Annotated in this window: 21 protein-coding genes; 1 reads left to right on the forward strand and 20 read right to left on the reverse strand. The window is 46.8% G+C overall.

Annotated elements, in window-relative coordinates; all coding sequences use genetic code 11:
- Positions 1-3: 3 nt before the first annotated feature.
- From AMICO_RS07200 to queD, 3 genes are read right to left on the reverse strand one after another with little or no spacing between them, the layout of a single operon-like run.
- Positions 4-978, reverse strand: coding sequence for a 2-hydroxyacid dehydrogenase (locus AMICO_RS07200; RefSeq protein WP_013048792.1), 975 nt, complete (start codon positions 976-978; stop codon positions 4-6).
- On the reverse strand, positions 975-1,760 hold the full coding sequence (gene folE2, locus AMICO_RS07205) for a GTP cyclohydrolase FolE2 (protein WP_013048793.1): 786 nt from the start codon (positions 1,758-1,760) through the stop codon (positions 975-977). The genes AMICO_RS07200 and folE2 overlap by 4 nt, the downstream gene beginning before the upstream one ends.
- A complete protein-coding gene (queD, locus tag AMICO_RS07210; protein ID WP_013048794.1) occupies positions 1,753-2,121 on the reverse strand; it encodes a 6-carboxytetrahydropterin synthase QueD in 369 nt (122 codons plus the stop codon). Before queD ends, folE2 begins: the two co-directional genes overlap by 8 nt.
- Before the next feature lie 322 nt (positions 2,122-2,443).
- Between queD and AMICO_RS07215 the strand changes: the two genes are divergently transcribed.
- Positions 2,444-4,555, forward strand: a complete 2,112-nt coding sequence (locus AMICO_RS07215) for a glutamine synthetase III family protein (protein WP_013048795.1) — start codon at positions 2,444-2,446, stop codon at positions 4,553-4,555.
- 49 nt (positions 4,556-4,604) lie between these two features.
- On the opposite strand, the gene AMICO_RS07220 is transcribed toward AMICO_RS07215, so the two are convergent.
- The 17 genes from AMICO_RS07220 to AMICO_RS07300 form a co-directional block, all read right to left on the reverse strand.
- Complete coding sequence (locus AMICO_RS07220) at positions 4,605-6,263, reverse strand: O-antigen ligase family protein (RefSeq protein ID WP_169302815.1); 1,659 nt, start codon at positions 6,261-6,263, stop codon at positions 4,605-4,607.
- An 87-nt stretch (positions 6,264-6,350) separates the two neighbouring features.
- On the reverse strand, positions 6,351-7,703 hold the full coding sequence (dnaB, locus tag AMICO_RS07225; protein ID WP_013048797.1) for a replicative DNA helicase: 1,353 nt from the start codon (positions 7,701-7,703) through the stop codon (positions 6,351-6,353).
- A 2-nt stretch (positions 7,704-7,705) separates the two neighbouring features.
- Entirely contained in the window at positions 7,706-8,152 is a 447-nt protein-coding gene (rplI, locus tag AMICO_RS07230) for a 50S ribosomal protein L9 (RefSeq protein ID WP_013048798.1), read from the reverse strand.
- Positions 8,153-8,154: 2 nt separating this feature from the next.
- The gene (locus AMICO_RS07235) at positions 8,155-9,108 is read right to left on the reverse strand and encodes a YybS family protein (RefSeq protein WP_013048799.1); all 954 of its coding nucleotides are present in this window, start codon (positions 9,106-9,108) and stop codon (positions 8,155-8,157) included.
- A 90-nt stretch (positions 9,109-9,198) separates the two neighbouring features.
- The gene (gene rpsR, locus AMICO_RS07240; protein ID WP_013048800.1) at positions 9,199-9,462 is read right to left on the reverse strand and encodes a 30S ribosomal protein S18; all 264 of its coding nucleotides are present in this window, start codon (positions 9,460-9,462) and stop codon (positions 9,199-9,201) included.
- A gap of 15 nt (positions 9,463-9,477) precedes the next feature.
- Positions 9,478-9,969 (reverse strand): single-stranded DNA-binding protein, encoded by a 492-nt coding sequence (locus AMICO_RS07245; RefSeq protein ID WP_013048801.1) that lies wholly within the window; start codon positions 9,967-9,969, stop codon positions 9,478-9,480.
- A 12-nt stretch (positions 9,970-9,981) separates the two neighbouring features.
- Entirely contained in the window at positions 9,982-10,266 is a 285-nt protein-coding gene (rpsF, locus tag AMICO_RS07250; RefSeq protein WP_013048802.1) for a 30S ribosomal protein S6, read from the reverse strand.
- Positions 10,267-10,344: 78 nt separating this feature from the next.
- Positions 10,345-10,650 carry a hypothetical protein gene (locus AMICO_RS07255; protein WP_013048803.1) on the reverse strand — a complete coding sequence of 102 codons (306 nt, stop codon included), beginning with the start codon at positions 10,648-10,650 and terminating at the stop codon, positions 10,345-10,347.
- Positions 10,651-10,654: 4 nt separating this feature from the next.
- Positions 10,655-12,331, reverse strand: coding sequence for an arginine--tRNA ligase (gene argS / locus AMICO_RS07260; protein WP_013048804.1), 1,677 nt, complete (start codon positions 12,329-12,331; stop codon positions 10,655-10,657).
- A 21-nt stretch (positions 12,332-12,352) separates the two neighbouring features.
- Positions 12,353-14,176, reverse strand: coding sequence for a hypothetical protein (locus tag AMICO_RS07265; RefSeq protein WP_013048805.1), 1,824 nt, complete (start codon positions 14,174-14,176; stop codon positions 12,353-12,355).
- 25 nt (positions 14,177-14,201) lie between these two features.
- On the reverse strand, positions 14,202-16,877 hold the full coding sequence (gene secA, locus AMICO_RS07270) for a preprotein translocase subunit SecA (protein ID WP_013048806.1): 2,676 nt from the start codon (positions 16,875-16,877) through the stop codon (positions 14,202-14,204).
- Positions 16,878-16,926: 49 nt separating this feature from the next.
- A complete protein-coding gene (locus tag AMICO_RS07275; protein ID WP_013048807.1) occupies positions 16,927-18,183 on the reverse strand; it encodes a M20 family metallo-hydrolase in 1,257 nt (418 codons plus the stop codon).
- A gap of 16 nt (positions 18,184-18,199) precedes the next feature.
- Entirely contained in the window at positions 18,200-18,769 is a 570-nt protein-coding gene (pgsA, locus tag AMICO_RS07280) for a CDP-diacylglycerol--glycerol-3-phosphate 3-phosphatidyltransferase (protein ID WP_013048808.1), read from the reverse strand.
- A 126-nt stretch (positions 18,770-18,895) separates the two neighbouring features.
- Positions 18,896-19,615 (reverse strand): ABC transporter ATP-binding protein, encoded by a 720-nt coding sequence (locus AMICO_RS07285; RefSeq protein ID WP_013048809.1) that lies wholly within the window; start codon positions 19,613-19,615, stop codon positions 18,896-18,898.
- Positions 19,608-20,396, reverse strand: a complete 789-nt coding sequence (locus tag AMICO_RS07290) for an ABC transporter ATP-binding protein (RefSeq protein WP_013048810.1) — start codon at positions 20,394-20,396, stop codon at positions 19,608-19,610. The genes AMICO_RS07285 and AMICO_RS07290 overlap by 8 nt, the downstream gene beginning before the upstream one ends.
- Positions 20,393-21,439 (reverse strand): branched-chain amino acid ABC transporter permease, encoded by a 1,047-nt coding sequence (locus AMICO_RS07295; RefSeq protein ID WP_013048811.1) that lies wholly within the window; start codon positions 21,437-21,439, stop codon positions 20,393-20,395. The genes AMICO_RS07290 and AMICO_RS07295 overlap by 4 nt, the downstream gene beginning before the upstream one ends.
- Positions 21,439-22,332 carry a branched-chain amino acid ABC transporter permease gene (locus AMICO_RS07300; RefSeq protein WP_013048812.1) on the reverse strand — a complete coding sequence of 298 codons (894 nt, stop codon included), beginning with the start codon at positions 22,330-22,332 and terminating at the stop codon, positions 21,439-21,441. Before AMICO_RS07300 ends, AMICO_RS07295 begins: the two co-directional genes overlap by 1 nt.
- Positions 22,333-22,412: the final 80 nt, after the last annotated feature.

Consider the following 22,412-nt stretch of genomic DNA (forward strand, 5'->3'; position numbering starts at 1 on the left):
CGATTACAGCGTCTTCCTTCTGTTAATATCTTGGACATTGAGACAAGAACATGGTTCACGTCCATCTGACAGCCTTTTGATGTTTTCTACTATAAAGTCAACGGCACCCTGAAAGGAAGCATCTGTTACCCCGCCAACGTGAGGAGTAGTTGTTATGAGAGGATGGTGAAGGATGGGGTCGGCAATATCGGGCGGCTCGTTCCAAAATACATCAAGCCCCGCCCCGGCAATCCATTGATTTTGGATAGCCTTGTCAAAAGCTTCCCGTTCCACAATATCTCCACGAGCTACATTAATAAAAAAGGCATCTCTGTCCATAGCCTGAAAAAAAGACTCGCCAATAGTATGCCTCGTTTCGGGCGTCAATGCCAGGGCAACAATGACAAACCGGCATCCAGTCACTGCCTTTTCTATTTCTGTCAAAAGGTGGAAGGTGTCTACGCCCCATTGGAAGAACTCGTCCCTATAGGTGCGGTTGACTCCTGCCACAGTCATCCCAAGGCCCTTCAAACGCTCTACCAGACAGTGTCCCAGATTGCCAAGACCGATGACACAGGCTTTTTTGCCCCACAGAACTGTCCCTGGAGGTGTAAAGACCTTGCCCTCCAAGAGTTTTTCTCGGGATCGATGATATCGCCTTCCTAGAAGCATCATATGGAGAATGGCCATTTCTGCAACTCCTTCCCCATTACCAGTGCCCCTGGATGGTATGTTGCAGGCATATATGCCCAAATCCGTACAGTCCTGAATGTTAAGGCCTTCCACACCCGCACCCCACTGCTGAACCATTTTAAGGTTTGTTCCATGTTGGAGAAGACTTTTTGTAATATTCATAGGACGGATGACAAGCACATCCGCCCATGGAAGTTTCTGCTCGAGTTCTCCGTCGCCTGCCACATCCAGAGAATGTTCCTTAAAAGCAGGAAAAAGACTATCCCTCAATCGCAGAAAGGCCTTGTCCCCAAAGAGTATATTCATATGGACCCCCCATGAGCCACATGTCTTTCAAGCTCTGCAAAAGCATCGTGATTATGAATGCTTTCAGAGCTGACCACTCTCACTTTGTACCAGGATATGCGGGGTTCAGCTTCAAGTGCCAAGGCCGTGTCACGGAGCACGTCTTCTACGAATTTAGCGTTGTTATAGGCCTCCTCTGTTACATATTTTTCATCTTCTCTTTTCAGCAAAGTGTGAAGAGGAGCAGAACCGCAGCGTTCTGCAATTTCAACAAGCTCTTCGATCCAGACAAAATTTTTCATGCGGGCTGATATGTCTATTCTGCCCCGCTGATTATGGGCACCCGCCTCAGAGATTTCTTTTGAGCAGGGACACAGTGTCTGTACAGGAACTGAAACTGTGGTCACAAGATCAAAGGTATCCGATTTCTGAGACCAGAATGTCACATCATAACGGGAATAACTTGGAAGATTGGTTACCGGGGCGTAACGGCGCATAAAATAGGGAAATTGAAAAGTGATCTCAGCCCGGTCTGCGTGAAGGACCTTCCGAAGATGCTCCGTAATATGCTCCATTTGTGAAAGTGTCACTTTCCCCTGGAATTCCTCAAGAACTTCAATAAAACGACTCATATGTGTGCCCCGATAGTGATGGGGCAAGGAAACAGCCATGGAGATCTCCGCCACTGTTCGCTGCTCATTCTGCTGTCTATCGAGAACTATAATGGGGTAAGAGAGGTTTCTCACCCCCACAAGGTCAATGGGAATTTTTCTTGAGTCTCGCTCGTTCTGCACGTCACGCATTGATGTCTTCCTTTCTAACGACTACTCCACTGGTCGCTGTCTCCCAAATTTCTACTGCCTCCAAATGGCAGTTAGGTCGTCGCAGAAAACCCTCTATTTCTTTCCAGACCCATACCGCAATATTTTCCGCCGAAGGCTGGGGGATAATATCATTGATATACGCGTGGTCAAGACGTGAAATGACCCGCTCTTTAACGAGGGAAGAAACTTCACAGAAATCAATGACCATGCCTTCATGGTCCGGTATGCCTTCAATGATCACTACCATGCGATAGGTATGGCCATGAAGTTTTTCGCACTTCCCCTTGTAATGGATTAGGTTATGGGCGGCATCGAATACAAATTCTTTTTTAAGAAGCATTGTGTCTAAGCTCCTTTCTTTCTAATATATTGTCTATTAGATTTTACACCAAAAAACCCCCTCTCCCTCGCTGAGAAAATATACCTTCATGGTTTTCAGGGCAAGCATGAAATCATAGGCTCTTCTTTAAGCATGAATTTTCTCAAATAACATGATTAATCATAGCTCCTTATACTCCAAAAACCTCTTTATCCACCTTTTATACGCACCAATCTATTTTTTAAACATTAAATATGAAAACTATTGACTCCGTTTATTTTTGGTGCTATAAATCAGCATCATTTTTTTGTAATATCCACTCTATAAGTGAGAAGGGATTATGATGCCATACGATAAGCCGCGGGATATTTTCGGGATGTATGTTTTTGACAGAAGAGCCATGAGAGAGCGCCTCCCAAGGGATATATACGATACTCTCATCGCATCTATCGAGGTTGGGCAGAAACTAGATGCCAGTATTGCGGATATGGTGGCAGCTGCCATGAAAGAATGGGCGTTATCAAAAGGAGCCACTCACTATACCCACTGGTTCCACCCCCGCACAGATCTCACCGCTGAAAAACACATGGCTTTCCTTTCAGCAGATGAAAATGGGCTGCCCATGGAGTCTTTTAAGGGAAAGGAATTAGTACAAAGTGAACCGGATGCCTCGTCTTTCCCTTCCGGCGGCATTCGCTCCACCTTTGAAGCGCGAGGATACAGCGCCTGGGATCCCACAAGTCCAGCATTTGTTGTCACTAGCCGTAAAGGGGGAACACTGTGCATCCCCTCTGTCTTTATATCCTACGATGGCACCCCCCTTGACCTCAAGACTCCTCTGATGAAATCTCTCGATGCGGTAGAAAGCAGGGCCCTTCGTCTTCTCAAGCTTTTTGGGAACCGCGGATTACGGTGGGCCAAGGTTACGGTAGGGGCTGAACAGGAATACTTTCTTGTGGATGGTGAAAGAGCTCGCAAGCGCCCAGATCTTCAATTCTGCGGCCGCACGATCATTGGCTGCCAACCCCCTAAAGGGCAACAGATGGAAGATCACTATTTTGGAGCCATCCCCCCCAGGGTCCTCGCCTATATGGAAGATGTAGAGCGCGATCTCTATCGTCTTGGGGTCGTTATCACCACTCGCCATAACGAAGCGGCTCCCTGCCAATTCGAATTTGCCCCTCAATTCTCTGAAGCGAACCTCGCCTGCGATCAGAACCAACTTGTTATGGAAACCATGCGGAAGATGGCCCGCCGCCACGATCTTATGCTCCTGCTTCATGAAAAACCTTTCGCTGGTCTGAATGGGAGCGGAAAGCATATTAATTTCTCAATACAGGACAGCGATGGGAAGAACGTTTTGAAACCGTCTACCAACCATCGGAAGAACATTCAGTTTTTGACCTTTCTTTCCGCTCTTCTTCTTGGGCTTTCCCGCTACAGCCCTTTGCTTCGGGCATCCATAGCCTCGCCGGGAAACATGCACCGTCTTGGCGGACACGAGGCTCCGCCGCCTATTATGAGCGTATATCTTGGAAACACCCTTGCCACGATTATGGAACGAATCGAACAGGGTCTTCCTGAGTCTTTTCCAGGGAAAAGCCTTATAGACCTGGGACTCAATCGTTTGCCAGAGATTCGGGCTGACAATACGGATAGGAACAGAACGGCGCCTATAGCCTTTACCGGCAACAAATTTGAGTTCAGGGCCCCTGGAGCATCGCAATCCATCGCCGGCCCTCTCACCATGATCTTAAGCATCTGGGCGTGGGGGCTTGACCAGATGTGCTCTAGGATCGAAGCGCGCCTTGGTGGGGGAGATGTGGTGGATGCGGCCCTTGAAGCCATTCGATATGCCGCTCAAGAAAGCAGGAACATCCGTTTTGAAGGAAATGCCTATAGCCAGGAGTGGCATGACGAAGCGCGAAGGAGAGGCCTTTCCATTGCCAACACTACGCCTGAGGCCCTGGCCCTCTATCTTGTGCCAGAACACCGTCAACTTTTATCTGATCTTCATGTTATGACAGACAGAGAAACGTCAGCCTATTATGAAATAAGACTTGAACAATATATAAAGACTGTGGAGATCGAGATGGGAATTTTGCACTCTATGGTATGGGAAGGAATTCTGCCAGCCCTTACAAAACAGATAGTTTTAGAAGGCCAGTCCCTTTCTGCCATTGAGGGCAAGATCAATATTGATACTCAGCCCTGGATGGGGTTTACCGAACGTCTCTGCACATTGAAAAGCGGACTTCTCACCTCTATTGAACACCTTGACAACCTGCGCAAAACCATTCAGGACAAGCCCATAGAGAAGCAGGCCCAGGTACTCACCGAAGAGGGCCTGCCCCTGTACGAAGCCATCAGGGGCATGTGCGATGCTGCCGAGTCTATAACTGCAGCCAGTGTCTGGCCCTATCCTACCTATAGGGATCTGCTTTACATTTCATAAACCAGGCAACGTAATAAAGGGGACAGTGATGGATATATTTCTGTCCCCTTTATTGGGTATAAGGAGACAGTTCATTGAGAAGGGTTTCGTTATTCAACCTGTGCCCCCAGTTTAAAAGGATACCTAGATCCTTTCCATGAGGTTCGTGTTGAAAAACATCATAAAGACGGTTGAGCCCCGCGGAGACCATTTGCGGATTCCGCAGACGCTCTCCCGTATTTAAGTAATGATAGGCCAATTGCTTTTGAGCAAGATCTTGCACCATAAAAGATTTGCCGGCCCTTTCTAGATAGTCTCTCTGCAAATCCACGTCCTTAACATTGAAGGAAGAGCTCAAAAGATAATCCCCGTACATACCTTGACCAAGGAATAGAAGCCCCAAAAGGACACCCACGCCAAGCAGAGTAAAAAAAGCTTTCTTGCTTTTTCTAAAAAAAGAAAACAACGGCTGGGTGCCAAGAATCTCCTTATTGGCTATCGCAAAAGCCACAACCATCCATAGAACGTTTTCGATACGATGGAAAGGGCGGGTCCATAGACCTGTGCCTAAAATAAGAGCGATAAGAGATGTTCCCCACAAAATCTCATGAGGGAGACGAATTTTTCTCCATATTATCCCCCCAAAACTCCAGAGCCACCAACCTGCAAGAAGCAAAAGCCACAATCCCCCCACAATCCCTGTTTCACATAACCACTGAAGGTATTCATTATGGGCCCAGTAAGTGAATTGCCAGGCTTTTTCAGGGTGAAGAGCACGCATAGAGCGCTGAGCTTCTAGATAATGCCATTTATACTGGCCTAGACCTACCCCCTGAAGGGGGTGGGATCGAAACATATACCAAGAAGTAAGCCAGATGCTGTCTCTTTTGCCAACGGAAGCCGGATTCTCAAGAACATCTGCAAATTTTTGCCTCAGGGTCCCTATTCTCCCCTTATTCATTTCAATGGTAACTCCCAGTATGACAAAAAAAATAAGAATCACTGCTAAAGATTTCTTCTGAATCTCCCTAGACTGGGTCCTCAATGACATTATCAGCATAAAGATGATGCCCGCCCCAATTCCAAAAATTGCGGAGCGGCTTGTGGTATTCCAAAGCCCCCACTCTATCACCGCCATAAAAATGATGATCGGGATACCTGAAACAATAGTTTTCTTTTTTATATAAAGATACATGGTGTTAAGTACACAAATAGCCAGCCACAGCCCTAACATGTTTTGTTGACCGGTATTAGCGATGTAATGTCCTGGTGTAGCTAGAATAAAAGGAAAGAAGCCATTCATTCCCCGAAGCTGCAATTCTGCGAAAAAAACGCTCAAAGTACCGCTAATGGCACTTCCCCACAACATAAAAGAGAGAAACTCCATAGAGAAAAAATTCGAAGCAACAACATAAAGAACCCAAAGCCCGGCGAAGAAGAACCAGCTTCGCAAGAATGTTGGGGGGGAAGATATGGGAACCCAAAGAGGCTGCAATGTTATATAAACCAAAAAGGCAAGCCATATAAGGGCGAAGAAGTCAACAGAAAAGAAAAAAACGACCCTTTTATTAAAAGAACTGGCCCAAAGAACCAATACTATCAGAGCAATGGGAACAAAAGCCGTAACCCATTTTAGAAGATGTAAGCTCTGAAACCAGTGGTTGCCTGAGAAAACCATATTTGGGAAAATGAGCATGGCAAAAAAGCAGGAAAATAAAAAGCCCTCCATTAAAAATGAGGGGCTTTCATTAGAGAAAGACGGATCTTTCATTTTGTTTATTCTATCCATAGCCTGTCTTCGCAACTTACTGACCTGCTACATGAAGGTTCTTTCAACATTTACAAATCTTGTATATTCTTTTAAGAACACAAGATTCACGTCGCCTGTAGGCCCATTACGATGTTTGGCTATCCGGATGGTTGCCCTGTTATCTTCTTCTTCTGGAGAGGCTGCCGTGTCATAATATCCAGGCCGGTATAAGAGCATGACCAAGTCGGCGTCCTGCTCTATAGCGCCACTATCGCGAAGGTCAGACAGCTGGGGCATTTTCTCGTTTCGCTGTTCCACTGCGCGGGAAAGCTGGGAAAGGGCTATAACTGGAACATCAAGCTCACGAGCCACTCCCTTTAAGGCCCTCGATATTTCCGCGACTTCCTGCTGTTTGCTATCGATGCGGCGAGCAAAACTCATGAGCTGAAGGTAGTCAACCACTATGAGTCCCAGATTTTCAAAACGGGATTTGAACCGTCTGGCCCTGGCCCTAAATTCGAGAGTGGAAAGCATTGAACTATCGTCTATAAAAAGTGGGGCCTGAGAGAGACGGCCAGCGGCATCGGCAAGTTTTTCCCAGTCCTTTTCAGCAAAGGAACCATTTCTAATGTCATGAATATTCACCTTGGCTTCAGATCCGAGCATCCTCTGGACAAGCTGCTCAGCGCTCATTTCAAGACTGAAAATGAGGATAGGCTCCTTTCGTTCAACTCCACCATATTGGGCGATATTCAAGGCCAATGCCGTTTTCCCCATAGAGGGACGGGCAGCTATGATATTAAGGCTGCCAGGCTGCAGGCCTCCTGTCATTCTGTCGAATTGATAAAAACCGGTAGAAAAACCGGTTACATCCTGATCGGATTTTCGATACTGGGTTTCTATGATCTGGAATGTTTTGCCTAACACATCAGAGATGGGTCTGAAATTCGTTCTGTTCCTCTTCTGAGCTATTTCGAAAACTGCTTTTTCCGCCTCTTCCAGAATCTCGTCCACTTCCCGCTCTTCAGAGTAGCCGAGATGAACAATGGTGTTTCCAGCAGAGATCAGACGGCGATGTATAGACTTATCTTTCACAATCAAGGCATAATACTCCGCATTTGCAGTGGTGGTCACACCGTTGACAAGTCCTGCTATAAAGGGCTGCCCTCCGATTTTTTCTACTAGTTCGCGCTTGGTTGACTCTTCCAGGAAGGTCAGGGCATCTACAGGTTTATCCCGCTGTGCCATATCACAAATAATATCAAAGGCCAGGCGATGGTTTAAATCATAAAAATCATCAGGGACAAGCGTCTCCATCACCATGTTGAGGGCTTCCCTATCAACAAGGCAAGCCCCTAATACGGCGCGCTCTGCCTCAAGACTTGACGGAGGCACTCGATTATATATATTTTCACCCACTACTATTCAGCCTCAACTTTGACGGTCATACGAGCTTCTACCCCTTGATAGAGCTTGACCGTAAAGGAATAATTTCCCGTATTTCGAATATTTTCATCAAGCCTGATGTCTTTCTTATCAATTGATACATCCAGCTGATTTTTCAGGGCTTCCTCTATATGACCATTTGTTACGCTTCCAAAAAGTTTCCCCGATTCTCCGGCGCTCGCTTTTACAATAACCCGCTTCCCTTGAAGCTTCCGGCTTTTTGCCTGAGCTTCGGCCAGCATTTTTTCTTCTTTTCTTTCTCGGGCTTCCTTCACTTTCTTCCACTCTTTCAGCTTGGCGGGTGTTGCCTCTTCCGCCAAACCTCTTGGAAAAAGGTAATTTCGAGCATATCCGTCGGATGTCTCGATAAGGTCGCCTTTACTGCCAAGTTTTGCAACATCTTCTTTCAAGATCACCTTCATTGCTATTCCCTCCTGATTCGTGACCTGAAATCAAACCACATATCTGCCACTCCAAGGATCAGTGAAACATTCGAAAGGAATGGGATAAAAACTATAAGTAGTAGCGCAATCCATTTAACAACAGCCCCTATACCCTTCAATGAAAGATAATACCAGATGACCGACAACCCCTGAAGTAGAAAAATAATATTGACAAGGAGTTTTAAGTTCATCCCCATACGGAATAGCAGGCTAGTCTGCCCTTGTTGCATTCCCACCATAGAAAAAACCATAGATACTAGCAGAGCCCAAAAAATACTTTTTGGGAACCGCCAGTTGGAGAAAGGCGGCAAAGGCGGAAGAACCCCGCTTCCAACCCTCCTTATCACCGCACTGCTAATGACGTAGCTAAGATAGCAATCAACAGAGGCGGCTAATGTAAGAAGTGCGGGAAAAACAAGGGGAATTATCTTCAGAGACATCATTACCTGCTGCTTCATAGATTCAATTGTCTCCGGGGAAAGCCCTTTTCCTGCGTAGAAGGCGAATATCTTATTGAACATGGTTTCCACCTCTACAGGATCTATGGAAAAAGGATTTACTCCCATTACTTTGCTCGCGATAACCATGAGAAGCAACTTGCTTCCCAGAGAGAGAAGTATTCCATAAAGAATAATCTCAACTCCCCTGGTAAAACGTTTTGCAAGAATGCCAAGCCCCACCCCTAATACACCAAAACCAAGAATAAAGAACAGCGCACCTATGGGCCCCATAAAGATCGTAATAAGACCTGTAGCTACAGCTACACCAAGAAGGGCCTTTTTTATGTCGTGTCTCAGGCCCATTACTACGAGAGGGGCCGGACAAAGAAAGGAAAAAACAATTCCGACGACAGGAAGAAATTGAGCCGCGAGAAAAAGTACGACTGCCAGCCCTACAAGAAGGGATGATTCCACAAGGCTTCTCGTTGGTGTCACGCAAAAACATCCTTTCACGCACTAGTTGTGCTTAAAAAAGAAGGGGAGAAGCCGCGGCCACCCCCCTGAAAAATCTTATTATTCTGCCGTTTAATCTACAGAGTAGGGCAAAAGCGCCATAAAACGAGCTCTTTTAATTGCTGTTGTCAGCTGCCGCTGATGTTTGGCGCAATTTCCGGTAACTCGTCTCGGCATGATCTTGCCTCGTTCGCTAATGTACTTCCTCAGGCGTTCTACATCTTTATAGTCAACATAATCAATTTTGTCGACACAGTAAAAACAAACCTTTGGCCGTCTCTTGCCGCCTCTTCTCGGAGCTCTTGGCCCCTTTGAAGCGCCTCCACTTACAGCCATAGTTGTTCCTCCTCTCTAAAAGGGAATATCTGCTTCATCATCCCCGGAATCAGGTTCTCCCATTTCGGAGATGTCAAGAGGGAACTCTTCTCCACCGAAACCTTTATCGCGGATACTTCCAAAATTATCGTTTCCTCCACCATAAGGGCTTCCTTTATTCTCATCATCTCTGGGAGCACTGCCTAAAAAGATTACTGAAGCAGCGATTACCTCGGTCATCCAGCGGCGTTCACCTGATTTGTCATCGTAACTCCTCACCTGGAGACGTCCCTCTATCAAAACCGGACGTCCCTTGCGGAGGTACCGTTCGCAGTTCTCAGCTTGAGCCCCCCAGACAACAACTGGGATAAAATCGACCTGGTTCTGCACTTCTCCGCTTCGGCCTTTCCATTGACGGTCAACAGCTACGTTCAACCTTGCTACTGCCTGTTTGGACGTAGTGTAACGAATTTCAGGATCACGAGACAGATTTCCCATAAGTATGACTTTGTTGAATCCCCTGGCCAAAAGATCTCCTCCTTATTCTTCGTCAAGACGGACGATCATCTGCCGGTGCACATTCTGCCGCAAGCTCAGCAATCGTTCAAGCTCTGTTATTTCGTCAGGGTTGAGCTTAAAGGTCATGACAGCATAGAAACCATCGGTGTGCTCATTTACTGGATAAGCCAGCTTTCTTTTTCCCCATATATCGGTTTTTGAAAGCTCTCCACCGAGGCTTCGTACGACCTCTTCCACTTTAGAAACCTCTTCTTTAGGTTCTTCGAGATCTGCATTGACAAGAATCATCATTTCGTATGGCCGCACGTAACTCACCTCCTCCCTTTGGTCTAAGTGGTCTCTTTTCTTAAAAAGAGACAGGGACACATGCCCGTGTATTATACGCTACTGTTTATTCTCGGGCAAGGTATCATCTGACGTTACAACAATTCTATAGATCCGCTCACCTGGAAAAACCAGGTTATACTGGTCTCTCGCCAGATGGGCCATCCCTTCCTGAGTTTTATAAAATTCGATCTTTTCACGGCATTCCTGGATCGTCCGGCTTTTTTCCATTAAATAGTTCATTCGGGTATCCACTAAAACTGAAAGGCGGCGTATGTCGCGAAGTTCCACGATATAGGCTGTTCCCATAATGGCTGTTATAAGAAACAGGACAACCGTTAAAAGAACCCACCGTAACCGCGGCATGCCTTTACATCCTTTCCGGAGCACTCACTCCAAGAAGTTTTAAAGAGCGGGAAAGCACAGACTTCGATGCTTGCACAAGCAAAAGCCGCATATCCATAATATCCTGACGTTCCCCAAGTATGCGATTGGCATTATAAAAAGAATGAAAGTCCGCTGCCAGATCATAGGCAAAACTTACAATCACATGGGGAGCGCGGTCCAAAGCAGCCCGTTTCACTTCCTGGGGGAAGAGGGAAAGACGATTGACTAGTTTTTTCTCTTCGTCAGAAACAAGAAGCTCTGGGTTAAACCCAGCAAGACCGGGCATTGGGATATGCCTGTTTTCTGCCTCTTTGAGAACGCTGCAAATGCGCGCATGGGCGTACTGAACATAGTACACTGGATTTTCATTAGAGGATTGCTTGGCCAGCTCCAGATCAAAATCAAGATGGCTGTCGCTCCGCCTCATAACAAAGAAATATCTCGTTGCATCTACACCGACTTCATCCATAACGTCCCTTAATGTTACAAATTGTCCTGAACGGGTAGACATAGCAACTTGTTCGCCGCCTCGCAAAAGATTTACGAACTGGATCAGTACGACTTCAAGACTTCCTCTTTCCTTGCCCAGAGCCTCCACTCCCGCTTTCATTCGGGGGACATATCCATGATGGTCAGCTCCCCAAACGTCAATCACCCTTTGAAAGCCCCGACTAAATTTTTCCATATGATAGGTAATATCTGAGGCGAAATAGGTTGGCACACCGTTATTCCGAATGAGAACGCGATCCTTTTCATCTCCGAAGGCTGTGGCCCTAAACCAGAGCGCCCCTTCTTCCTCATAGGCGTACCCATGTTTATTGAGCATCTCCATAGCCTGGGGAACTAAATTCCTGTCGTAGAGACTCTTCTCTGAAAACCAGACATCATATGCAACGCCAAAATCTGCAAGGTCTTTTTTAATGCCTTCCAGGATGCGGCCTGCTGCGTAGGTCTGAAAGAAACCGAGGCTCTCTTCAAGGGGCAAAGAAAGGAAACGGTCCCCCTCCTGGTCGATGATCTCCCTCGCTAGGTCGTATATATACTCGCCTTTATAGGCATCTTCCGGAAATGGAGCACGTTCCGGGCAGTTTAGAAGCTTGAAGTATCTGGACTGTGTTGAACGCCCCAGAATCTCCATCTGCAATCCGGCATCATTAATATAATATTCTTTCTCCACCTGCCACCCGGTAAAGTCAAGGATCCTTGCAATAATGTCACCAACAGCGGCACCCCGACCATGACCCACATGAAGGGGGCCGGTAGGATTGGCGCTTACAAATTCCACCTGAACCTTTTCTCCTCCGCCTATATTCTGGCGACCGTAATCATCGTCAAGGGTAATAATATCTTTTACAACTTCCCCCATCCACTTTTTAGAGAGGCGAAAATTGATAAAACCTGGACCGGCAATTTCTACCGCCGTAAAATAATCACAATCAGCCAACCGGCTCACAATTTGCTCGGCCAGTTTTCTCGGATTGTCATGGAATATTCTCGCCAGCTGCATGGCCGCGTTTGTTGCCCAATCTCCGTGCCCCTCGTTTTTCGGTTTTTCAATAGCAAACTCAGGAATATCATCAATTGCAACATTTTTTTCTTCTGCCATGGATAGGACCGCTTCATCCAGAAGCTGGCGAAGGGTCCGCAATACATCTGCCATTCTTACACCTCCGATAAAGACTTACTTTGCACGCAGGGGCAGTGTCTTCGTATTAAAATCGGCAAAACGCCGCAGGGATTCGCTAAGGGCAGAGGCCAAGGAACCATCAAAACGATCCACAGACACAACTACTCTGGCGCTACCATTCACTGTATGTTTTTTCTTTTTATAGGTCAGATTTTCATAATACTTTACTTTTCCCATATCTTTACCTGACGTACCTGGAAGGGCAAGAACGCTCATGGAATCAGGAATGCGAAGGTCATATTCCATCTCTACAGCAAATGGAAACTGCACGGAAAAAGGAGAGCGGACAGTCACTAGTTCCTTCAGGCATCGCGGAGTAAAAGTTGGAAGCTTTACCAGCATCTGCTTACCTGAAGCTCCAGTAATCGCTCCAAACACCTTTACGGGGAAGATTATTTCATAGCCATATTTCAGCTTCTTTATTTCCCCTTGTCCGCTATCGAACTGGAGCCCCGTGCTGTTTGAAAGAATAGAGGCAGCCGTTGAAATATCAGGTGTCTTCCCTCCAAAGAAAAGTCCCGCCCATCCGTTTCGCAACAAGAAAGAGGCATGCCCGGAAAGATAACCGCTCTCGTCAAGGTTCAGATTCCAGCGAAGGGAAAGTCGATGATCCGCTGCGCCGCCTCCCTGAATAACATCGGATGTAAGTTTTCTGTCAACAATGCCGCATATCCTGCTGCCCCATAGAGAGGGAGGGGTGTTGCCCAAAGAAAGCCCCTGCCGAATGTCGAAATAGAAAGTGCCGCTGCCAGGGATAGAAGCTTCAAGGATCGGCTTTAGAAGAAAACCCCTGGTTACAGGCGTATCCTTTGCAATGTCTGCCGCTGTAACCCATTTCAGATTCACCTGCCACCCCGCGAGGGGCAGCCATCGGGCGAGAATGATTGTCTTTTCCCAATCCGACCAGGCACCTTTCTCAGGGATCACTGTCCTCAAAAGATTATCCGCCACGAAATCCGGAAAGGACGGCTGATTCTTTACATACTGAATAATTTCATTACCGGCTTTCATATGGTTTGCATTTTTTGCTATGGAAACCACCGATGCAGGGGCATCGGGTACAGTAACACCTTCCATTGACTGAAAAAGGCGATAATAAGCATCTTCCCCCTGCTGCATGCTAAAGGCTATAAAAGGTTCGAAAGAGCTTAGAAGAGATGTCCCTCGCCATATGGGGCGATTGACTATATGCCATAGATATCGATCTCGCCCGGCCTGTTTCTGGAGTACTGGTTCGTCGTTCTCACTGGCAAGCCAGGAGAATGATGAACCAGCGGGCACATCCACTGTAATGAACTGCTCCCATAGGGGGAGGGTCAGGCCTGTTCTCACATAGCCATCCACCCCTAGTTTTCGAGGAGATCGGACCCTATAGGAAAGAACCCAGATAACTTCATCTCTTGCAGGGAAATGCACATGATAAAGGGAACGGCCTTCCACTTCCTGAGAAGAAACCTCTGCCGTTTTTATCAACAGAGCGGAAGCAGGATCATACACTTCCGCCTTCATAATTTCGACAGAACCTCCTTCGGGAGCTGGCAAAGACCAATCCTGCCAGGAAGGGTCAATAGTATCCCGCACAAGCACTACCCAGCAGATATCAGTTTCCATACTGCCATCGGCAAGCAATGTGTAGTGGTGGTCCTTCAACCAGACGATACCTTGCGCCTTTTCATAAAGGGAAAAATCCGGGGCTTCCTGAACAAGTCGCTGTATGTCAATATCCGAAGCCGCCATAGCTGGTGAAAGCAACACTGTCCCCGCTAAAATCGCCAGAATGGCCACATTCAAAGCTATTTTTAAAATGTTCCGGCCCATACCCGTTACCCTCCTCTTGTTATCATTAGGCATTTTTGCCGCAGCAATACTTATACTTTTTGCCGCTGCCGCACGGACAAGGATCATTGCGCCCAACTTTGGGCCCCTTCCGTATGGGTTGATGTTTTTCTGTACCCACTCCGGCTCCGGGAACCTCCCTCGAAAGGATTGGCATAGCAAAGTCTCTGCTCTCTCTAAGGCTTTGCCGATCAGGACTTCTGCGAGTTTCCTCAGAAACAACCGTAACCCTGAAAGCCAGCTCGGAAATAGACTCTCGCACCCGTCCCATCATAGATTGGAAAAGGTTATATGATTCAAACTGGTATTCAAGAAGAGGATCTTTTTGACCTATGGCTCGCAGTCCGATACCCCTTCTCAGCTCGTCCATTGCAAGGAGATGATCTTTCCAGCTCGTATCAAGGGTATGGAGGACGATGAATCTCATCAGCTCATCCGCCACTAAAGGGCCAAGATTCTCTATCTTCCGAATGAAACGGGACTCCACTTCCTGCTTTATCTGTTCAGACACTTCCGGTAAGAGGCGGCTGCTGTCAACACTTTTTAAATAGGGTTCGAAACCCGGGCCGAAAAGTCCCCTTAGCCTCGCTTCCGCCCGCTCTGGTTCAGGTTCCCCTTCTTCGGGGAAATAATGATTCAGCACATCATCTACAACACCAGTTGCCACATCCCGTGTGTGGTCAATAATGTTTTTGTCTTCGAGAATTCTATGACGCTCACCATACACGGCTTCCCGCTGCTGGTTCATGACATTGTCGTAGGACAAAAGCTGACGGCGTATATCAAAATGCATTTGCTCCACTTTCTTCTGGGCCGATTCGATAGCTTTCGTAAGAAGGTTGTGTTCTATAGCTTCCCCTTCTTCCATACCTAATTTTTCCATTATGCCCTGAATACGCTCGGAACCAAAGAGTCTTAAAAGATCATCTTCAAGGGAGAGATAAAAACGGCTTGATCCCGGATCTCCCTGTCGGCCGGACCGGCCCCTCAGCTGGTTATCAATCCTTCTCGATTCGTGACGCTCCGTACCTATGATCTTGAGACCGCCTTTATCAAGAACCTCATCCCGTTCTTTAGCGCATATCTGCCGATACTCTTCAAGAAGCTGCTGATATTTTGAAGGATCCAGATCTTCAACATTGCCTTCTTTTCGAAGAGTTTCTTTTGCCAGGAAATCTGGGTTCCCGCCCAATACAATATCAGTACCTCGGCCAGCCATGTTCGTCGCCACGGTAACCGCTCCAAACCGCCCCGCCTGCGCAACGATCTGAGCTTCTTTTTCGTGATATTTGGCATTCAGGACCTGGTGAGGAATTTTACGGGCTTTCAGCAACTTGCTAATGCGTTCTGAGTTCTCAATGGATGTTGTTCCCACAAGTACCGGCTGACCATTACTATAGGTCTCTTCCACTTCCTCTGCCACGGCGTGGAATTTTTCAAGGGATGTGCGGTAGATTACATCAGGGAAATCGCTTCGCACCATAGGCTTATTGGTAGGTACCACAATGACATCCAGACCATAGATCTCTTTAAACTCCTCTGATTCAGTAACAGCAGTACCGGTCATTCCCGCCAGTTTCCTGTACATCCGGAAATAATTCTGCAAAGTTATGGTGGCAAGAGTCTGGCTTTCTCTGCCAACTCTGACTTTTTCCTTCGCCTCGATGGCCTGATGCAACCCATCAGAATAGCGCCGGCCAAACATTAGCCGGCCGGTAAATTCATCTACGATTATAATTTCCCCATCTTTTACAACGTAATGAACGTCTTTTTGAAAAAGCACGTGGGCTTTAACGGCCTGCACTATTCGGTGGGCAAGATCTGAATTGGCAGCATCAGAAAAAAGCCCGGGCATTTTAAGCAAGTTCTCACAGCGAGCTATTCCATCTTCTGTAAAGGCTACGTTCCGCTCTTTCTCGTCTTTTTCGAAATCCCGACCCTCTTTGAGTTGCCTTGCGATCTGATCCGCAGTAGTGTACATCTCTACGTTGTCTTCTGATGGGCCGGAAATGATAAGAGGGGTTCGAGCTTCGTCAATCAAAATAGAGTCAACTTCGTCAACAATGCAAAAATGATGCCCCCGCTGGACAAGCTGATCTTTAGCCACAGCCATGTTATCTCGAAGATAGTCGAAGCCAAACTCACTGTTCGTTCCGTAAGTTACGTCAGAAAGATACGCTTCTTTTCTTTCTTTCTGATCCATATAAGCATAAATACACTTTACTGAGAGACCGAGAAAACGATAGATAGGTCCCATCCATTCTGCGTCACGCTTCGCAAGGTAGTCATTCACTGTAACCACATGTACTCCATTGCCGGAAAGGGCATTAAGCACTACCGCAAGGGTGGCCACAAGTGTCTTCCCTTCGCCAGTCTTCATTTCTGTTATCTTGCCTTCGTGAAGAGCCATGCCTCCCATTAGCTGTACGTCGAAATGGCGGAGGCCAAGAGTTCTCCTTGAAACTTCCCTTACAAGGGCAAAAACCTCTACAAGAAGATTGTCAAGGCTTTCTCCTTCGTTAGCTCGTCTTTTGAAGTCTGCAACCAAAGAGCGAAGGTCTTCATCACTTTTCGCACTATACTCTGGCTCCAGCCCGTTGATATCATCAGCTATCTGACGATATCTTTTCAGCGCCCGTTCATTGGGGTCTAAACCAAGAACGCGCTTTAGGCCTTTCAACATTTACTTCACCTCAATAAATAATATACGATGATCGTTCCACAAGAGTTTATTATATGCCGTCCGGGAGTAACGGGTCAAAAGTATTTTTACTGCCTGCCATCATAAGGGCAAAAACTTTTGTCTCATTCACGAGATGGGTAATTTCACAATATTCATTTGGCATATGGGCCACATCAGCTTCTTGCCCCCAGACAACTGCCGGAATGCCATTTTTTCTAAAATAGGCAGCACAGGTCCCGCCCCCTACTCCGCCTATCACCGGCGCAAAAGAATAAACTTCCTTAACTGCTTCTGAAAGAAGCTTAACCACAAGCGCATCAGATGGGGTGGGGCTTGTGGAATCGGTTCGCTGGAGTACGGTTATGTCGATTTCGGCGCCACTTTTCTGCTCCTCCGAATGGGCAATATGCTCCATAACCTTCAACACTCCATCTACATTGATCGAAGGCAGTATACGACAATCAAGACAGAAGACCTCTTTGCCGGGAATAGTGTTTACGTTGCTCACGTTAGCTAATCGCCGAGTAGGCTCAAAAGTGGAAAGGGGGGGAGAAAAAAGCTCATTCTTTTCTGGGAAGGCTTCGTGGAGGGCCCCATCGAGTTTCATGGCAAATTCGTTGGTAATTCGGCAAGCGTTAAGGCCAAGGTCAGGCCTACTTCCATGAACCTGCTTCCCTGTCACTGTCCATTGGACCCACAGGATGCTTTTTTCAGCAACTTCAATAAAATCTCCCTGTTCATTTCCACCATCTGGAACAACCACAAGGTCATCTGAACTGAAAAGCCCTTCTTTGATAAGATACTGTATGCCGTATAGACTGCCCAGCTCTTCATCCGCTACAAAGCAGAGGCATACCTCGTATTCCGGCACAATATTCTGCTCTTTCAATGCCGCAGCGGCAAAAATACTGGCTATGAGCTCTTGTCCATTGTCACTGCTGCCCCGCCCAAATATACGGCCATCTTTTATAGAAGCCTTGAAGGGGCTAGTGTTCCAAAGGGTGGAATCTCCCTCTGGAACCACATCCATGTGTGTGATGATCCAAAGGCGTTTTTTTGTTCTGCCTGGAATACGCACTATAAGATTAGGGCGATACTTTTCTGGCGCCTTCTCATCAGGGGCATTATGCCATTCTGCTTCCGGAAGGCCTTTTTCTAGTAGAAGCTTCGCAATAAAGCGCGCTTTTTCCACCTCTCCTATCCCTCCGTCATGAGGAGAGATAGCGGGGAAGCCAATAAGCTGAGCCAGACTTTCAACCATTTGATTTTTCATTCTGTCTATATAGGCAACTATATTTTCTCCCATATGGAAATCCACCTTCTTACGAAGCGTCAAAAATGATGTTTCGCCCTTTTATGAGATATTCCATGCCAGACCACACTGTGAGAATCATGGCCACCCACATAGCGAGGAGCCCCCCTGGAAAATTGAATATTAACAGCGATATGGCAATGATCTGACTTACCGTTTTGAGTTTACCCATAGGTGAGGCGGCGATAACTATCCCTTCTGCCGCAGCTACAAGACGGATGCCCGTAACAACAAAATCCCGGGAGATAATGACCACCACTATCCATGCAGGTAAACGTTGTAATTCTACGAGGGAGATTAAAGCCGCAACCACAAGAATCTTATCCGCCAGAGGGTCTATAAATTTGCCAAGATTGGTAACGATGCCTTTCTTACGGGCAATGTAGCCATCGGCAGTATCGGTGAGAGCCGCAAGAATAAAGACAAATCCAGCAATAAGGTCTCCATAGCTTACCTCGACCCCCAGTTTTTCAAGGATAAGAACTGGAGTGCTTATTTTTAGGGTCAAAAAGATGACCACTAAGGGAGTCAAAAAAACTCGTAACAGACTTAACATGTTCGGAACATTCAGGGCAGACATTTAGTCTTGTCGCCTCCTCAACCAAATTATCGGCGCCATACCGCGCTTCTCCATATTATGACACAAAGCAGGGGCCGGCAAGACTCGGCCCCTGCTTTGTAGCTGTAAATATTATATTACCTATTCTTAGCCGCCTAGATATGCCTCTTTAACTCTTGGGTTTTTCAGCAAATCCTCGCCCGGGCCAGAGAGAACAATGCTTCCTACCTCAAGAATATAAGCATGATGGGCAACTTTCAACGCGGCAAAAGCATTTTGCTCAACAAGAAGAACTGTTTTCCCCTGAGCGTTTATTTCCCGAATTATATCAAAAACTTCCTTAACAAGCATGGGGGCAAGGCCAAGGGAGGGCTCGTCCATCATCACAAGGTCTGGGCGGCTCATAAGAGCTCTGCCCACGGCAAGCATTTGCTGTTCCCCTCCCGATAGGGTTCCCCCCTTCTGCCATGCCCTCTCTCTAAGGCGGGGGAAAAGAGAATACACGTGGTCCATATCCTTTTCAATTCCCTCCTTATCATCTCTGATGTAAGCACCTAAAAGAAGGTTTTCCTCCACTGTGAGATGGGGAAGGATACGCCGCCCCTCAGGACTCATGGCAATGCCTTTTTTTACTATGAATTCAGGAGTCTTCCCTAATATATTCTCCTCAACCCCTTCATTACTGGTGTAGAGAATCTTTCCCTTCGCAGACCGGACAAGGCCGGCTATGCTCCGAATAGTACTGCTCTTACCGGCTCCATTTGCGCCAATCAACGTAACTATCTTCCCCTTGGGAATATGAAGACTTATGCCTTTTACGGCATGAATTCCTCCATAGTAAACGTGAAGTTCCTCTATTTTAAGCATTTTTCACGTACTCCTCTCCAAGGTAGGCTTCTATAACCCTAGGGTTAGACTGTATCTCGTCTGGATTTCCTTCCGCTATGAGTTTGCCGTAATCAAGAACCCAGATATATTCACAAATTCCCATAACAACCTTCATATCATGTTCGATAAGAAGGATAGTTAAATTAAACTCGTCGCGAATTCTGCGTATAAAGGACATGAGGTCAACAGTTTCCAGTGGGTTCATGCCGGCTGCGGGTTCATCTAGAAGCAAGAAGCTCGGATCTGTGGCGAGAGCCCTGGCTATTTCAAGACGACGTTGCGCTCCATAAGGCAGAGAGCTCGAAAGTACGTTGGCATCTTGAGCCAAAGACACAGATTGCAGCAACTTCATAGACTTTTCACGAATTTCCTTCTCTTCCTGAATCATGGATGGCACTGGGAAAGGAGCCATCCACCACTTGCTTTTCTGCCGTACATGGCAGCCTATCATAACATTCTGCAAAACCGTCTCATTGGAAAAAAGACGTATATTCTGAAATGTTCGGGCAATGCCCGACTCACATACCTTGTTCGGAGGAAAACCTGTAATATTATCTTCATTGAAGAAGATATTGCCCTCTGTGGGCTTATAAAAACCTGTAATCATATTAAAAACAGTAGTCTTCCCTGCGCCATTAGGACCTATCAGCCCAACAATGCTTCCCTTCGGAACTGCCATATTAAAAGAGTTTACTGCCGTTAACCCGCCGAAACACATGGTGAGCCCCTTTGTTTCAAGCACAGCTTTAGGCTGGTTCATTCCGTCTTCCCCCCTTTGTTGAAGCGGGCAAAGATGCCATCCCATGTAATCTCTCTCATCCCCATTATGCCTTCCCGCCTGAAGAGGATTATGAAGATCAGAGCGAGGGAGAAAATAACCATACGCATCCCCGGAATGCCAGGAATTTCAAAGGATCCTATGGTGAGGGGATTTTCGACAAAACGGAGCCATTCAAGCAAGATAGTAATGATAAAACTGCCCAGAATACTCCCGGAAAGAGACCCCAACCCCCCAGCGACAGTAATCATGAGCACGTTGAAAGTCAGCAAGAAAATAAACATTTTGGGATCAATGGTGGTGATGAGGCTTCCCATAAGAGCGCCTCCAATGCCAGCAAAAAAGGCCCCGATGGTAAAGGAGATGACTCTATACCTAAAAGTATCTATACCCATGTTCTTTGCGGCAATCTCATCGTCACGAATGGCCTTCAAAACATTACCGAAATTGCTGTTGAGAAACTTAACCATGAAATAGAGGGTAAAGAGCAACCATCCGTAGTTCCACCAAATGTTCGCGTAGGACGGAATGCCTTTAATTCCAAGAGCCCCGTTTGTAATAGGGGTCAGGTTCGTCAAGACAACACGGATAATTTCTGCAAAGCCGAGGGTTGCAATACCAAGATAGTCGCCACCAAGACGCAAAACCGGAATAGCGATAAGGAGACCGAAGAAACTGGCAATAAGCCCCCCAATAAAGACTGCAACAACAAAAGGCGCGCCTATGACTGAAAATGGCCATATGATCGGTTCCAGAATCCACAAGGCCTGTTTCTGAGCCGGGCTTAAGATCAATATGGCGCACACATAGGCGCCAATAGCCATAAAACCAGCATGGCCAAGGGAAAACATCCCCGTAAACCCATAAATCAAATTAAGACTGAGAGCCAGAATAGCATTGACAGCAACTAGATTAAGAACCTGTATCTTGTAGCCATCCAGATTTCCCTGTGCCCAGTAAAGGAAAAGACCCAGCACACCAATGCCGCATAAATTCAATATGAAGTTTCTCGTCTTTTTATCCATCAGATCTTGTCCTCCAACTTCTCCCCCATAAGACCAGTCGGCCTTATGAGGAGGATAACGATCAGAAGAATAAAGGCAAAAGCATCCCGATATCCAGAAAGAGCGGGGAAGAATGCGACCACCATAATCTCAATGATGCCGAGGATCATACCCCCAAGGACTGCTCCCTGAATGGAACCTATGCCACCAAAAACAGCAGCTATAAATGCCTTAAATCCTGGAATTACTCCCATAAATGGGTGGATTTGGGGATATCTCAAGGCCCACATAATCCCTGAAGCCGCTGCCAAAGCTGAACCTAGGGCAAAGGTAAGAGCTATGACTTTATCCACCGAAACCCCCATGAGCCGCGTTGTTTCAATATCTTTAGAGATGGCCCGCATAGCCAGTCCTGGCTTGGTTTTATAGACAATCCAGAGCAACCCCAAAACAAGCGAGAAGGTAACGACCGGAACAACTATAGCCAAAGGCAGTATACGAACTCCACTCACCTTAATGATCTTCACCAGCCAAGCAGGCTGCACAACAGGTCGCGGCAGACCTGTGAAGACCACAAGGCCCAAATTCTCTATAAAGAAGGAAACGCCAATCGCGCTGATAAGGGCGGATATTCGGGGCGCGTTTCGAAGAGGGCGATAGGCAATTCTATCTACCAGAATCCCGCAGAACGTAGAAAGGATAACTGCGAGAGCAACCGCAATACCCCATGGCAACTTGGCTAGGGAGACAGAGAAAAACACAAAATAGGCACCAAGCATAAAAATATCACCATGGGCGAAGTTAATAAGTCGCAAGATGCCATAAACCATGGTGTAACCTATTGCTATAAGGCCATAAAGAGAGCCGAGGGTAATGGCATTAAATAGATGCTGAATAAACATATTCAGGCTCACAGCAACATCCCCCTTGAGAAAAGGCAGGAAGGAAAGGTTTCCTTCCTGCCTTCATAGAAATTAAAATAATCTGAAAAGCA

It is taken from the genome of Aminobacterium colombiense DSM 12261 (assembly GCF_000025885.1).
GTDB classification, from domain to species: Bacteria; Synergistota; Synergistia; order Synergistales; family Aminobacteriaceae; genus Aminobacterium; species Aminobacterium colombiense.